Below are 16,352 nucleotides of genomic sequence, written 5' to 3' on the forward strand. Positions count from 1 at the left end.
CGCCCACCCCGTCGACCTCCCCACCTACGCCTTCCAGCGCCGCCGGCACTGGCCGGCCGCGGGCGTGGGCGGCGCCGGGGACGTCCGCGCCGTCGGCCTCGCCCCCGCCGAACACGGCCTCCTCGGCGCCGCCGTGTCCCTCGCCGAATCCGACGGCGCCCTCCTCTCCGGCCGCCTCTCCTTGGCCACCCACCGCTGGCTGGCCGACCACCGCATCGACGGCCGCGTCCTCCTGCCCGGCGCGGCCTTCGTCGAACTCGCCCTGCGCGCCGGCGACGAGTTCGGATGCGACCGCGTGGCCGAACTCGCCCTCCCGGCCCCGCTCGAACTGCCGGAACACGGCGCCGTCCAGATCCAGACGTTCGTCGGCGCCGCCGACGCCTCCGGCCACCGACCGGTGACCATCTACGCTCGCCCTGACGGTCGGCACGGGCCGTACGGCCAGGGCAGTCACGAGGGTCTTGACGAGCACGCCTGGACGCTCCACGCCACCGGTCGACTGAGCCCCGGCGCGGAGACCGAAACCGACACGCCCACTGCCTTGGACCCCGCGCAGTGGCCCCCTGCCGGCGCCGAAGCCGTCCCCGTCGATGGCGTCTACGACGCCCTCGCCGACCACGATTTCGCGTACGGCCCTGTTTTCCGCGGCCTCAGCGCTGTCTGGCGCCGGGACGGCGACCTCTACGTCGAGGCCGAACTCCCCGCGGGAAACCGCACCGCCGGCTTCGCCGTCCACCCCGTCCTGCTCGACGCCCTCCTCCATGCCGTCGCCCAAGCCGGCGACGGCCGCCTCGGTGTGCCGTTCGCCTGGGAAGGCGTCAGCCTGCACGCAACCGGCGCCACCAAGGTCCGCGCTCGTATCGTCCCGCAGGGCGAGGACACCGTCGCCATCGACGTCATGGACACCATGGGCGCCCCCGTCCTGACCGTGGACGCGCTCACCACGCGCCCTCTCGACGCCGCGCGATCCGGCGCATCGACGGCCGCCGACACGCTGTACCGGGTCGACTGGATCCCGGCCCCCGAGACGACTCCCTATGAGGGTCCCCTCGCCCTGCTTGCCGACTCCGCCGACGCCTCGTTCGCCCAGGAGATCAGCGACGCCCTCGGCGGCGCGCCCCTACGCGTCCCTGCGGACCTCACCGAACTCGCGGCCACGGCACCCCTGCCCGACGTGGTCCTGGCCCCGCTCATGGCGGGCCCCGACGAGGCGAGCCCGGTCACGAACCGAGTCACGAACCGAGGCACGGACCCGGTGACGGACCCGGTCGGTGAACTGCACATGCTCACCGCTCGGGCCCTCGGCCTCGTCCGTCACTGGCAGCGCGACGAGCGCCTTCGCAACACCCGCCTGGTCGTCGTCCTCCGTGACGACCGGCTCGCGCCCGCCGCGGTCCGCGGCCTGCTGCGCGCCGCCGAGTCCGAACACCCTGGCGGCATCGGCCTGTTGATCCTCGGCATGGAGCCCGTGGACGGGACCCACCTCCGCCGGGCCCTCGCCGTCGGCGAACGGGAGACCGCCCTCACGGACGGTCACGTGAGGGTTCCCCGGTTGGTGCGTGGTGGTGGGTCGAGTGGTGTGGCGGTGGATTGGGCTGGTCCGGGTGCCGTGGTGGTGACGGGTGGTACGGGTGGTCTGGGTGCGGTGGTGGCGCGACATCTGGTGCGGGTGCATGGGGTGCGGGAGTTGGTGCTGCTGTCGCGGCGGGGTGCGGATGCGCCTGGGGTGAGTGAACTCGTCGCTGAACTGGGTGGGTTGGGTGCCCGGGTTGAGGCGGTCGCGTGTGATGTGGCGGATCGTGAGGCGTTGGCGGGTGTGCTGGCGGGGCGGTCGGTGCGTGGTGTCGTACATGCCGCGGGCGTCCTGGATGACGGGCTTGTCGGCAGCCTGACCCCCGAGCGCCTGCACGCCGTACTGGCCCCGAAGGCCGACGCGGCCTGGCACCTGCACGAACTCCTGCCCGACGTCCGGGCCTTCGTCCTCGTCTCCTCCGCTGCCGGCACATTCGGCCCCGTGGGCCAGGCCGCCTACGCCGCCGCCAACTCCTACCTCGACGCCCTCGCCGCGCACCGCCGTGCCCAGGGCCTGCACGCGGTCTCCCTGGCCTGGGGACCGTGGCAGCTCGACGGCGCCGGCATGGCGGCCGAATTGCCGCCCGCCGAGGCGCACGACGAGGCCGCGCTCATGCCCCCGGTGTCCGCGGAGCATGGCCTGAGCCTGTTCGACGCGGCCCTCGCGAGCGGCGATGACCTAGTACTCCCCGTCCCGCTGGACCTGCGGGCGGCACGGGCCCGCACGGAAGTCCCCGCACTCCTCCGTGGACTCGTACGACCCCGGCGCCGCAACGGGAGCAGCGGCACCGGCGCACCCGACCTGGTCCGCAGGCTCGCGCCGCTCGACGCGGTGGAGCGGCATGAGGTGCTGCTCGATCTGGTGCGGGGGCAGGTGGCGTTGGTGCTGGGGCACGAGGGTGCCTTGGGTGTGGACGCGTCGCGGTCGTTCCGGGATCTGGGCTTTGACTCGTTGCTGGCTGTCGAGCTGCGCAATGGCTTGCAGTCGGTGACGGGGCTGCGGTTGCCGGCGACGTTGGTGTTCGACTATCCGAGGGTCGCGGTCCTGGCTGACTTCCTGCTGGGTGAGGTGCTCGGGGCGCAGGCGGCGGCTCCGGCGGCCTCGCCGGTGGTGGCTGTGGCCGATGACCCGGTGGTGGTCGTGGGGATGGCCTGCCGTTTCCCCGGTGGGGTGTCGTCGCCCGAGGACTTGTGGCGGCTGGTCTCCGAAGGCGCGGACGCGGTGGGGGAGTTCCCGGCCGACCGCGGCTGGGACCTGGAGGGGCTCTACCACCCGGACCCGGAGCACCTGGGCACCTCCTCCACCCGGTCCGGTGGCTTCCTCCAGGAGGCCGGTGGCTTCGACGCGGACTTCTTCGGGATGAGCCCGCGGGAGGCGTTGGCGACGGATGCGCAGCAGCGGTTGTTGCTGGAGTCGGTGTGGGAGGCGATCGAGCGGGCGGGTATCGACCCGACCTCGCTGCGTGGCAGCCAGACCGGTGTCTTCGCCGGTGTCATGTACAACGACTACGGGCTCCTCCTCGACGGCCGTGATTTCGAGGGCCTGCGCGGCAACGGGAGCGCGATGAGCATCGCCTCCGGCCGAGTCGCCTACTCCTTCGGCTTCGAGGGGCCGACCGTCTCGATCGATACGGCGTGTTCGTCGTCGTTGGTGGCTCTGCATTTGGCTGCGCAGGCGTTGCGTGGTGGTGAGTGTTCGTTGGCGGTGGCCGGTGGTGTGACGGTGATGTCGACGCCGACGACGTTTGTGGAGTTCTCGCGGCAGGGCGGGCTGGCACCGGATGGCCGGTGCAAGGCGTTCTCCGACTCGGCTGACGGTGTCGGCTGGGCTGAGGGTGTGGGTGTGCTGCTGCTGGAGCGGCAGTCGGATGCGGTGCGGAACGGGCATCGGATTCTGGCGGTCGTACGCGGTAGTGCCGTCAATCAGGACGGTGCGTCGAATGGGTTGACGGCGCCGAATGGTCCTTCGCAGCAGCGGGTGATCCGGCAGGCGCTGGCATCGGCCGGGTTGTCCGCCGGTGAGGTGGATGCGGTCGAGGCGCACGGTACGGGCACGACCCTGGGTGACCCGATCGAGGCGCAGGCGTTGCTGGCGACGTATGGCCAGGAGCGTGAACGGCCGCTGCTGCTGGGGTCGGTGAAGTCCAACCTGGGTCACACCCAGGCTGCTGCCGGTGTCGCCGGGGTCATCAAGTCGATCATGGCGATGCGGCACGGTGTCGTCCCGCGCACCCTGCATGTCGACGCCCCGTCGTCGCATGTGGACTGGTCGGCGGGTGCGGTGGAGCTGGTGCGGGAGCCGGTGGCGTGGCCGGGGACGGGACGGCCGCGTCGTGTCGGCGTGTCCTCCTTCGGGCTGAGCGGTACCAACGCGCACGTCATTCTGGAGGCGGGGCCGGAGGCCGCACCGACGCCCGTGGCGATTGAGTTCGGCGTACTGCCGTTGGTGGTGTCGGCTCGGTCGGGGCAGGCGCTGGATGCGCAGATCGAGGCGCTGCGGGCGGTCGAGCCGTCGGCGGACGTCGCGTACACGCTGGCGGCGGGACGGGCCTCGTTCGGGCACCGGGCTGTGTTGCTGGCGTCCGAGGGCGGCGTCGCCGAGGTATCCAGAGGGACGGCGGCCGAGGAGCCGCTGGCGTTCGTGTTCTCCGGACAGGGTGCCCAACGGGTCGGGATGGGCCGGGAGTTGTACGCCCGGTTCCCCGTGTTCGCCCAGGCGCTGGACGAGGTGCTTGCCGAGCTCGACCCCGCCCTGCGTGACGTGATCTGGGGCGAGGACGAGGAGGTTCTGAATCGTACGGAGTTCACGCAGCCTGCCCTCTTCGCGATCGAGGTTGCGCTGTACCGGCTGGTGACCTCCCTTGGTGTCACTCCGAAGTACCTTGCGGGGCATTCGGTCGGTGAGATCGCGGCCGCCCATGCCGCGGGAGTGTTGTCCCTGGCGGACGCGTGTGCGTTGGTGTCGGCGCGGGCCCGGCTGATGCAGGCGCTCCCCGAGGGCGGCCTGATGCTCGCGGTCGAGGCCGCGGAAGCCGAGGTCGCTCCGTACCTCGTCGAGGGTGTGTCGATCGCGGCGGTCAACGGGCCGTCCTCATTGGTGCTCTCGGGTACCGAGGAGGCCGTACTCGCTGTTGCCGCCGCTGTGCCGAATCGGCGTACGACGCGACTGCGGGTCTCGCACGCCTTCCACTCGCTGCTGATGGAACCGATGCTGGAGGAGTTTCGCGAGGCGATCGCCGGTCTGCGCTTCGACGAGCCGCGTATTCCTGTCGTGTCGAACCTCACCGGAGGTCTCGACTCGCTGAACACGGCGGACTACTGGGTCCGGCATGTGCGGGGCACGGTGCGTTTCGCCGACGGACTTCGCACCCTCACCGACCAGGGAGTGACGCGCTTCCTGGAGATCGGCCCGGACGGCGTACTGTCCGCGTTGGTACGGCAGTCCGTGGCGGACGAGGCGCTCGTCGTGCCCGTATTGCGCAAGGACCGGCCCGAGCAGGCAGCCGCGCTCACCGCCCTCTCCCAGCTCTTCACGCACGGCGTGCCGGTGGACTGGCCGGCGCTGTTCAGGGGCACGGGCGCCCGGCTGGTGGATGTTCCGACCTACCCGTTCCAGCGCCAGAACTACTGGCCGGTCGGAAGATATGCGACCGGTGCCGGGGATGTGCGCGCCGCGGGTCTCGCCGCTGCCGACCATCCACTGCTCCGGGCCGCTGTGTCGTTGGCCGACTCCGAGGACGTAGTGCTGTCGGGGCGGCTGTCCTCGGCCACTCACCCGTGGCTGGCCGATCACATGGTCTTCGGGCAGGTGGTCGTCCCGGGCACGGCCTTCGTGGAACTGGCGGTGCGGGCCGGCGACGAGGTCGGGTTCGGCACCCTGGACGACCTCACCGTGTCGACGCCCCTCGTCGTTCCGGACGCGGGCGCCGTGCAGATCCAGGTGCGGGTCGCGGAGACCGATGACGCCGACCGCCGCACGGTGACGGTGCACGCGCGCCCCGACGACGCGGCCGGCGATGCCCCCTGGACGCAGCACGCCTCGGGTGTCCTCTCCGACGAACCTGTTCTGACCGACTGGGCCGATGCCGCGCAGTGGCCGCCTGCTGGCGCCGAGCGCGTCGAAACGGGCGACCTGTACGAGGACATGGCCAACGCCGGCCTGACCTACGGCCCCCTCTTCCAGGGGCTGCGCGGTGTCTGGCGGCGCGGTGACGAGGTCTTCGCCGAGGTGACCCTGCCGACCGGGACCGATGTCGGCGGGTTCGGACTGCACCCGGCGTTGCTCGACGCCGCACTGCACGCTGTCGCCGTCGCCGGGGGGACGGGTGACCCCGCGCTCCCCTTCGCCTGGGAGGGCGTCTCACTGCACGCGTCCGGCGCGACCGAGGTGCGCGCCCGACTGGTCCGGTGGAGCGAACGGGACGCGATCGCCGTCGACCTCGCCGATGTCGAGGGACGTCCGGTGGCGCGTGTGTCCGGGCTGGTCGTCCGGCCCGTGACGAGTGACCAGCTGGGTGGGGCGAGTACGGCGGCCGGGTCGCTCTTCCGGGTCGACTGGACCGAGGCGCCGGAGACGTCGGCGGAGCTTCCGGCTGTGGCGCTGCTCGGGGGCGGAGAGGCGCTCGCCGATGTGATGCGGGACGCCGTTGCCGACGTTCGGAGCTACGCCGACCTCGACGAACTGGCAGCGGACGTGGACACCGGTGCCGATGCCGACGGGAACCGGCCGGTTCCGGGGCTTGTCGTGGCCGCCCTCGGGGCCGCTGAGGACACGGTGCAGGACGTGGCAGGGCAGACGCACACCGCGGTCGCGCAGGTGCTGGCCCTCGTGCAGGCGTGGGTCGCGGAGGAGCGCTTCCGTGGCGCGCGGCTGGTGGTACTGACACAGGGCTCGGCCGTGGTGTCCGCCGCAGTGCGCGGGCTCGTGCGGTCTGCCGGCGCCGAGTATCCGGGCCGTTTCGCGACGCTGGACATCGCGGACACCGACGCCGAGCAACTCTGCGCCGCCCTGCGCGCGTTGGCCGCTGATGAATCCGACGTCGCTGTATACGGCGGGACCGTGAGCGTGCCCCGGTTGGTGCGTGGTGGTGGGTCGAGTGGTGTGGCGGTGGAGTGGGCTGGTCCGGGTGCCGTGGTGGTGACGGGTGGTACGGGTGGTCTGGGTGCGGTGGTGGCGCGGCATCTGGTGCGGGTGCATGGGGTGCGGGAGTTGGTGCTGCTGTCGCGGCGGGGTGCGGATGCGCCTGGGGTGAGTGAACTCGTCGCTGAACTGGGTGGGTTGGGTGCCCGGGTTGAGGCGGTCGCGTGTGATGTGGCGGATCGTGAGGCGTTGGCGGGTGTGCTGGCGGGGCGGTCGGTGCGTGGTGTCGTACATGCCGCGGGCGTCCTGGACGACGGGCTTGTCGGCAGCCTGACCCCCGAGCGTGTTGAGTCCGTCCTGAGGCCCAAGGTCGACGCGGCCTGGCACCTGCACGAACTGCTCCCCGACGACATGCCGTTCGTCGTCTTCTCCTCCGTCGCCGGCGTGCTCGGCAGCGTCGGACAAGCGGCCTACGCGTCGGCCAACGCCTTCCTCGACGCTCTGGTGGCCCTGCGCCGGGACATGGGTCTGCCTGCGGTGTCCCTCGTATGGGGCCCCTGGCAGCAGGAGGTCGGAGGCATGGCGGCCGATCCGCAGCGGATGGCCCGCACCGGCATTCCCGCGATCACGGTCGATCAGGGCCTGGCCCTGTTCGACGCGGCGCTACGGACGTCCGAGCAGGTGGTCGTGCCCGTACCGCTCGATCTGCGCGCTGTCCGGGAGCTTGGTGAAGTACCGCCTGTCTTCCGTGCGTTGGTGCGGCCGCGTCGACGGGTGGTCGCGGCGGGCGGTCTGCTCCAGCGGCTCACCGGTCTGGACGAGGTGGAGCGGCGCGAGGTGCTGCTTGACCTTGTGCGGGGGCAGGTGGCGCTGGTCCTGGGCCACGAGAGTGCCTCGGGTGTTGATGACGCTCGTTCGTTCCGGGACCTCGGCTTTGACTCGCTCCTGGCTGTCGAACTGCGCAATGGCTTGCAGTCGGTGACCGCGCTGCGGTTGCCGGCGACGTTGGTGTTCGACTATCCGACGGTCGCGGTCCTGGCTGACTTCCTGCTGGGTGAGGTGCTGGGGGCGCAGGCGGCGGCTCCGGTGGCGAGCTCTGTGGTGGCTGTCGCCGACGATCCGGTGGTGATTGTGGGTATGGCCTGCCGTTACCCCGGTGGCGTGGAGTCGCCGGAGGACTTGTGGCGGCTGGTGTCTGAAGGCGTGGACGCGGTGGGGGAGTTCCCGTCCGACCGTGGGTGGGACCTTGAGCGGCTCTACCACCCTGACCCGCAGCACACCGGTACGTCGTCCACGCGCGCCGGTGGCTTCCTGACCGACGTTGCCGGGTTCGATCCCGAGTTCTTCGGGATGAGTCCGCGGGAGGCGTTGGCGACGGATGCGCAGCAGCGGTTGTTGCTGGAGTCGGTGTGGGAGGCGATCGAGAGGGCGGGTATCGATCCGACCTCGCTGCGCGGCAGCCAGACCGGTGTCTTCGCCGGTCTCATGTACAACGACTACGGAGTCCTTCTGTCCGGCGACGAGTTCGAGGGCTTCCGGGGGAGCGGCAGCTCACCGAGTATCGCGTCCGGTCGAGTCGCTTATGCGCTGGGCTTCGAGGGGCCGGCGGTGACGATCGATACGGCGTGTTCGTCGTCGTTGGTTGCGGTGCATTTGGCTGCGCAGGCGTTGCGTGGTGGTGAGTGTTCGTTGGCGGTGGCCGGTGGTGTGACGGTGATGTCGACGCCGACGACGTTTGTGGAGTTCTCGCGGCAGGGTGGGCTGGCTCCGGATGGCCGGTGCAAGGCGTTCTCGGATGCGGCCGATGGGGTTGGCTGGGCTGAGGGTGTGGGTGTGCTGCTGTTGGAGCGGCAGTCGGATGCGGTGCGGAACGGGCATCGGATTCTGGCGGTCCTTCGGGGTAGTGCGGTGAACCAGGACGGTGCGTCGAATGGGTTGACGGCGCCGAATGGTCCGTCGCAGCAGCGCGTCATCCGGCAGGCGCTCGCGTCTGCGGGGCTGAGCGCCGGGGATGTCGATGTCGTGGAGGCGCATGGCACTGGCACCACGCTTGGCGATCCGATCGAGGCGCAGGCGCTTCTCGCCACCTACGGTCAGGATCGTGAACGGCCGCTGCTGCTCGGGTCGGTGAAGTCGAACCTCGGTCACACCCAGGCCGCTGCCGGTGTTGCCGGTGTGATCAAGAGCGTGCTGGCGATGCGGCATGGCATCGTCCCGCGCACCCTGCACGCCGACGCCCCGTCCTCGCACGTGGACTGGTCGACGGGTGCGGTGGAGCTGGTCCGAGAACCGGTTCCTTGGCCGGACGGTGACCGCCCCCGCAGGGCCGCCGTCTCCTCCTTCGGCCTCAGCGGCACCAACGCCCACGTGATCCTCGAACTGCCCATGGACACAATGGAGCCGAGCTCCGCTCAGCAGCCGTTTGTGGTGCCGTTGGTGGTGTCGGCTCGGTCGGGGCGGGCGCTGGATGCGCAGATCGAGGTGGTGCGGGCGGCTGAGCCGTCGGTGGATGTCGCTTACACGCTGGCGGGTGGTCGTGCGCGGTTCGCGCATCGGGCTGTGCTGCTGGCGTCGGCGGAGGGCATCGTTGAGGCTGCCAGGGGAGTGGTGGTCGAGGGGTCGTTGGCGTTCGTGTTCTCGGGTCAGGGTGCCCAGCGTGTGGGCATGGGTCGGGAGCTGTACGGCCGCTTCCCGGTGTTCGCCCAGGCCCTGGACGAGACCCTGACCGAACTGGACCCGCGTCTACGCGACGTCATCTGGGGCGACGATGAAACCGCCCTGAACCGTACGGAGTTCACTCAGCCCGCGTTGTTCGCCGTTGAGGTGGCGCTGTATCGGTTGGCTGAATCCCTGGGTGTACGGCCGGACTTCGTGGCCGGTCATTCCGTCGGGGAGATCGCTGCCGCCCATGTCGCGGGCGTGCTGTCGCTCGCGGACGCGTGTGCGCTGGTGTCGGCACGCGCGCGGTTGATGCAGGCCCTGCCGGAGGGCGGCCTGATGCTCGCGGTCGAGGCCACGGAGGGCGAGGTTGTCCCGCACCTCACCGACGAGGTGAGCATCGCAGCGGTCAACGGCCCCACGTCGATCGTGCTCTCGGGCGTGGAGGAAGCGGTTCTCGCGGTGGCCGCCGCCCTGCCCGGCCGCCGCGCCACTCGCCTGCGGGTCTCCCACGCCTTCCACTCCCCGCTCATGGACGCGATGCTGGCCGATTTCGCCCAGGCCCTGTCCGGCATCGACTTCCACCCCCCACGCATCCCGCTCGTCTCGAACCTCACCGGCACCCTCGCCACCCCCGACGACCTGAGCGACCCCGCCTACTGGACCCGCCACGTCCGCGAGACCGTCCGCTTCGCCGACGGCATCCGCACCCTCACCGACCAGGGCGTCACCCGCTTCCTGGAACTCGGCCCGGACAGCGTCCTGTCCGCCCTGATCGAGCAGTTGGCGCCCGAAGGCGCGGTCATCGTCCCGACGTTGCGCAAGAACAGGACCGAGGAAGCAGCCGCCCTCATGGCCCTGTCCCGGCTCTTCGCGCACGGCGTCCCGGTGGATTGGCCTGCCCTCTTCGCCGGTACTGGTGCCCGTCTCACAGAGGCCCCTACCTACCCCTTCCAACGCCGGCACTACTGGCCCGCCGTCACCGCTTCCCTTCAGGACGCCGTGGCCCTGGGTCTGGAACCCGTCGAGCACCCGCTGCTCGGCGCGGCCGTGCCGTTGGTGGAGTCCGACGGGGTGGTCCTCGCCGGGCGCCTCTCGGCAGGTACGCAGACCTGGCTCGCCGATCACGCGGTGCACGGCAATGTGCTGCTGCCGGCGACCGCGTTCCTGGAACTGGTGCTGTGTGCGGGGGACGAGGTCGGATGCGGCCGGGTCGAGGAGCTGTCCCTCGGCGTGCCCTTGATCCTCGGCCCGCGTGAGGCCGTGCGGATCCAGATCGCCGTCGGTGCTCCGGACGAGGACGGCCGCCGTTCCGTCGGCGTTCACTCCCGCCCGGACACGTCGGACGAGGATCTGCCCTGGACGCAGCACGCCTCCGGCACGCTCGCCGCGCAGGACGGCTCTCCGCAGACCTTCGACGTCACGACGTGGCCGCCCGCCGAGGCGCGGCCCCTGGACCTCGACGGTTTCTACGAGGCACGGGCGGAGGACGGTTTCGCATACGGCCCGGTGTTCCGGGGCTTGCGCGCTGCCTGGCGGCGCGGCGACGAGGTGTTCGTCGAGGCCGAGCTGCCCGAGCACGTTCCGACCAGCGGATTCGGTCTGCACCCGGCTCTTCTCGACGCCGTGCTCCACGCGGCCGCATTCTCCGGTGAGGAGGCCGAGGAGTCGGGCGGACTGCTGCCGTTCGCCTGGGAGGGCGTGTCCCTGCACGCGACCGGCGCCTCCACGGTGAGGGCCAAGCTGGTGCGTACCGCCACCGCCACGGGCACGGGCACCGGAATCGGAACCGGCAGCATCGCTGTGACCGTGACCGACCAGGACGGGAACCCGATCGCATCGGTGAACCGTCTCGTCGTCCGCCCGGCCGAAGACCGTCTCTCGGCGAGCCGCACGAGCAGCGACCTCTACCGCATGGCGTGGACGCAGGTCACCGCCACGGAGCCCTACAGCGGCCCGCTTGCCGTCGTCGGCGAGGACATCACCCGGTCGGCCCAGGCATGGGGCGCCACCGCATACCCCGATCTCGCCTCCCTCACCGACACGTCTCCAGGCGTCGTCCTCGCCCGCATCGACGGCGACCCCACGGCTGATGACCTTGTCTCAGCCCTGCATGACGCAACAGCTCACGTACTACAGCTCGTTCAGGAATGGCTCGACCAGGAGAGGCACCCCGACGCCCGCCTCGTCGTGACCACCGTTGGCGTGCCCGAGCCGGTCCTCGGTGCCGTACGCGGCCTGCTCCGCACGGTGCAGAACGAACACCCCGGGCGCGTCGGCCTGCTGTCCTGGTCGGCGGGAGACGAGGTCGGTCCCGACCTGCTGCGCCGGGTCCTGGCCCTCGACGAGCCCGAAACCGCCGTGCGCGAAGGCCGGTTGGAAGCCCCGAGGGTCGTGCGGGCCACCACACCCGCAGACTCGGCGGCAAACTCCTGGACCGGCCCGGGCCCTGTCCTCGTGACCGGCGGTACCGGCGGCCTCGGCGCGGTCCTGGCCCGGCATCTCGTGCGCTCTCACGGTGTGCGCGAACTGGTGCTGCTGTCGCGGCGGGGCGCGGACGCACCGGGCGTCGATGAACTCATCTCCGAGCTGACGGAGTTGGGGGCGGACCGGGTGGACGTGACGGCCTGCGACGTCTCCGACCGTGACGCGCTGGCCGACGCCCTCACCGTCGCACTGGCAGGGCGACCCATCTCGACCGTCGTCCACGCCGCGGGCGTACTCGACGACGGGCTTGTCGGCAGCCTGACCCCCGAGCGACTGCACTCCGTCCTGCGCCCCAAGGCAGACGCGGCATGGCACCTGCACGAACTCCTCCCCGACGTCCGGGCCTTCGTCCTTGTCTCCTCCGCCGCCGGCACCTTCGGCGGCACCGGACAGGCCAACTACGCCGCCGCCAACGCCTTCCTCGACGCCCTCGCGGAGCACCGCCGCACCCTCGGACTGCCCGCCACGTCCCTCGTATGGGGACCGTGGGACCTCGACGGCACCGGCATGACCGGCGACCTCACCCTCACCGAACGCGAACGCCTCGCCCGCACCGGCTTCCCCGCCGTGACCCAGGAGCAAGGGCTCACACTGTTCGACACGGCACTGGCCCACGACACGCCCGTCGTCCTTCCCATCCCGCTCGACCTGCGCACGATCCGTGACCGGGGTGACGTGCCCGCAGTGCTGCGGGGGCTGGTGCGCTCGCCTCGTCGGGTGGTCGCGGCGGGCGGTCTGCTCCAGCGGCTCACCGGTCTGGACGAGGTGGAGCGGCGCGAGGTGCTGCTTGACCTTGTGCGGGGGCAGGTGGCGCTGGTCCTGGGCCACGACAGCCCGGTCGGCCTCGACGACTCGCGGTCCTTCCGCGACCTGGGCTTCGACTCACTGCTCGCCGTCGAACTGCGCAACGGCTTGCAGTCGGTGACCGGGCTGCGGTTGCCGGCGACGTTGGTGTTCGACTATCCGACGGTGAGCGCGCTCGCAGGATTCCTGCTGGACGAGGTGCTCGGTTCGCGTACGGCCGCTCCGGTGACCCCGTTGACGGCGGTGGCCGACGACCCGGTGGTCGTCGTGGGCATGGCCTGCCGCTTCCCGGGTGACGTGGCGTCGCCGGAGGATCTGTGGCGGCTGGTGTCCCAGGGCGGGGACGCCGTGTCGGGCTTCCCGGAGGACCGTGGCTGGGACCTGGAGCGGCTCTACCACCCCGACCCCGAGCACACGGGCACCTCATCCGCGCGCGAGGGCGGCTTCCTCAACGGCGTCGGCGGCTTCGATCCCGAGTTCTTCGGAATGAGTCCGCGCGAGGCGCTGGCGACGGATGCCCAGCAGCGGTTGCTGCTGGAGTCGGTGTGGGAAGCCATCGAACGGGCCGGCATCGATCCGACCTCCCTGCGCGGCAGCCAGACCGGCGTCTTCGCGGGCGTCATGTACAGCGACTACGCCAACCTGCTGGCGGGTCCCGAATTCGAGGGCTTCCGCGGCAACGCCAGCTCCCAGAGCGTCGTTTCCGGCCGCGTCGCGTACACCCTCGGCCTGGAAGGCCCTTCCGTCTCCATCGATACGGCGTGTTCGTCGTCGTTGGTTGCGGTGCATTTGGCTGCGCAGGCGTTGCGTGGTGGTGAGTGCTCGCTTGCGGTGGCCGGTGGTGTGACGGTGATGTCGACGCCGACGACGTTTGTGGAGTTCTCGCGGCAGGGCGGGCTGGCACCGGATGGCCGGTGCAAGGCGTTCTCCGACTCGGCTGACGGTGTCGGCTGGGCTGAGGGTGTGGGTGTGCTGCTGCTGGAGCGGCAGTCGGATGCGGTGCGGAACGGGCATCGGATTCTCGCCGTCGTCCGCGGTAGTGCGGTAAATCAGGATGGTGCGTCGAATGGGCTGACCGCACCGAACGGCCCGTCCCAGCAGCGGGTGATCCGTCAGGCGCTCGCGTCTGCGGGCCTGAGCGCTGGGGACGTCGATGTCGTGGAGGCGCACGGCACCGGTACCGGCCTCGGCGATCCGATCGAGGCGCAGGCGCTTCTCGCCACCTACGGCCAGGATCGCGAACGGCCCCTGCTGCTCGGGTCGGTGAAGTCCAACCTCGGTCACACCCAGGCCGCCGCCGGTGCCGCTGGTCTGATCAAGTCGGTCCTGGCGATGCGGCACGGCGCTGTCCCGCCGACCCTGCATGTAGATGCTCCGTCGTCCCACGTGGACTGGTCGGCGGGTGCGGTGGAGCTGGTGCGGGAGTCGGTTCCGTGGCCGGACAGTGACCGCCCGCGTCGCGTCGGTGTGTCCTCGTTCGGGCTCAGTGGCACCAACGCCCACATCATCCTGGAGCAGTGGCGGGATGCCGACAGCGAGCCGGCGGCCGACTCTCCCGTTCCGTCGGTGGTGCCGTTGGTGGTGTCGGCGCGGTCGGGGCGGGCGCTGGATGCGCAGATCGAGGTGGTGGGGGCGGCTGAGCCGTCGGTGGATGTCGCTTACACGCTGGCGGGTGGTCGTGCGAGGTTCGCGCATCGGGCTGTGATGCTGGCGTCGGCGGAGGGCATCGTTGAGGCTGCCAGGGGAGTGGTGGTCGAGGGGTCGTTGGCGTTCGTGTTCTCGGGTCAGGGTGCCCAGCGTGTGGGCATGGGTCGGGAGCTGTACGGCCGCTTCCCGGTGTTCGCCCAGGCCCTGGACGAGGTGCTTGCCGAGTTCGATCCCGCCCTGTGTGACGTCATGTGGGGTGAGGACGAGGAGGCCCTGAACCGTACGGAGTTCACCCAGCCGGCCCTCTTCGCGATCGAGGTCGCGCTGTTCCGACTGGTCACCTCCCTCGGGGTCACTCCGAAGTACCTCGCAGGTCATTCCGTCGGGGAGATCGCTGCCGCCCATGTCGCGGGCGTGCTGTCGCTCGCGGACGCGTGTGCGCTGGTGTCGGCACGCGCGCGGTTGATGCAGGCCCTGCCCGAGGGCGGCCTGATGCTCGCGGTCGAGGCCACGGAGGGCGAGGTCATTCCGCACCTCACCGACGACGTGAGCATCGCAGCGGTCAACGGCCCCACTTCCCTGGTGCTCTCCGGCACGGAGGAGGCCGTTCTCGCAGTGGCCGCCACCCTGCCCGGCCGCCGCACCACCCGCCTACGGGTCTCCCACGCCTTCCACTCCCCGCTCATGGCCCCGATGCTGGACGATTTCGCCCAGGCCCTGTCCGGCATCACGTTCCACCCCCCACGCATCCCGCTCGTCTCAAACCTCACTGGCGCCCTCGCCACCCCCGACGACCTGGGCGACCCCGCCTACTGGACCCGCCACGTCCGCGAGACCGTCCGCTTCGCCGACGGCATCCGCACCCTCACCGACCAGGGCGTCACCCGCTTCCTGGAACTCGGCCCGGACAGCACTCTCACCGCCCTGATCGAGCACAACACGGCCGAAGACGCGGTCGTCGCGCCGGTACTTCGCAAGAACCGTCCCGAAGAGGCAGCCGCCCTCACGGCCCTGTCGCAGCTCTTCGCGCACGGAGTCCCGGTGGACTGGTCTGCCCTCTTCGCCGGTACTGGTGCCCGTCTCACCGAGGCCCCTACCTACCCCTTCCAACGTCGGCACTACTGGCCCGAGTCCGGCGCGATCGCCGCGCTGTCGGCAGCTGACAGCCGAGTCTCCGATCCCGCCGAGGCCGAGTTCTGGGCGGCCGTCGATGACGCCGATGTGGACGGTCTGGCGGCCCAACTGCACGTCGACAGCGAGGCGTTGAACGACGTGGTGCCCGCGTTGTCGGCGTGGCGCGGGCGGCGGCGGATGCGGTCGGCCGTGGACGCGCTGCGGTTCAGGGAGACGTGGCAGGCGCTCGGGGACGGAGTCGCGGTCGGGGCCCGTGCGGCCGGGCCGTGGCTGGCCGTGGTTCCGTCCGGGTGGGGCGAGGACGCCTGGGTGCGGTCCGTTGTGACAGCGCTCGGCTCGCAGACCCTGACGTTGGAGGTCGGGGCTGAGGATGCTCCGGACGCCATCGCGCCGCGTCTGCGGGACACCCTGGCCGGGCTCGACGACGGTGCCGGGATCGCCGGTGTGGTGTCGCTGCTCGCCGCCCGAACCGACGTACGGGAGTCGGGAGTTCCGGTGGCCGTGACCGGTACGGCAGCGCTGGTCCAGGCCCTTGGGGAGGCCGGGCTCGATGCCCGGGTGTGGGCGGTGACGTGCGGTGCGGTGAGTGTGCCGGTCGCGGACGACGCCGTGCGCGGGCTGCCCGAGCCGCGTGCCGCCGCCGTGTGGGGGCTCGGCCGGGTGGTCGCGCTGGAGCATCCGGAGCGCTGGGGCGGGCTCGTCGATCTGCCCGGGGAGTTGGACGAGCGGACCCTGGGACGGTTCCTGGGCGTGCTCGCGGCTACCGACGGCGAGGACCAGGTCGCCGTACGGGAAGCGGGTACCTACGGGCGACGGCTCGTTGTCGCCCCCTCTGACAGGAACCCCGCCGATCAGCACGCCACAGGCACAGCCACCGGCACAGGCACAGCCACCGGCACCAGCACCGGCACTGGCACCGGCACCGGCAAGGACGCCACAGCTACAGGCAAGGACGTCACAGCCACCCACC

General features: G+C 71.2%; 1 protein-coding gene. It reads left to right on the forward strand.

Translation table 11 applies throughout. From position 1 onward, the window contains the following. Positions 1–16,352: type I polyketide synthase (locus tag FPZ41_RS36605; RefSeq protein WP_194236344.1), on the forward strand; the 16,352-nt coding region annotated here is incomplete at both ends.

Source organism: Streptomyces acidicola, assembly GCF_009377235.1.
GTDB classification, from domain to species: domain Bacteria; phylum Actinomycetota; class Actinomycetes; order Streptomycetales; family Streptomycetaceae; genus Streptomyces; species Streptomyces acidicola.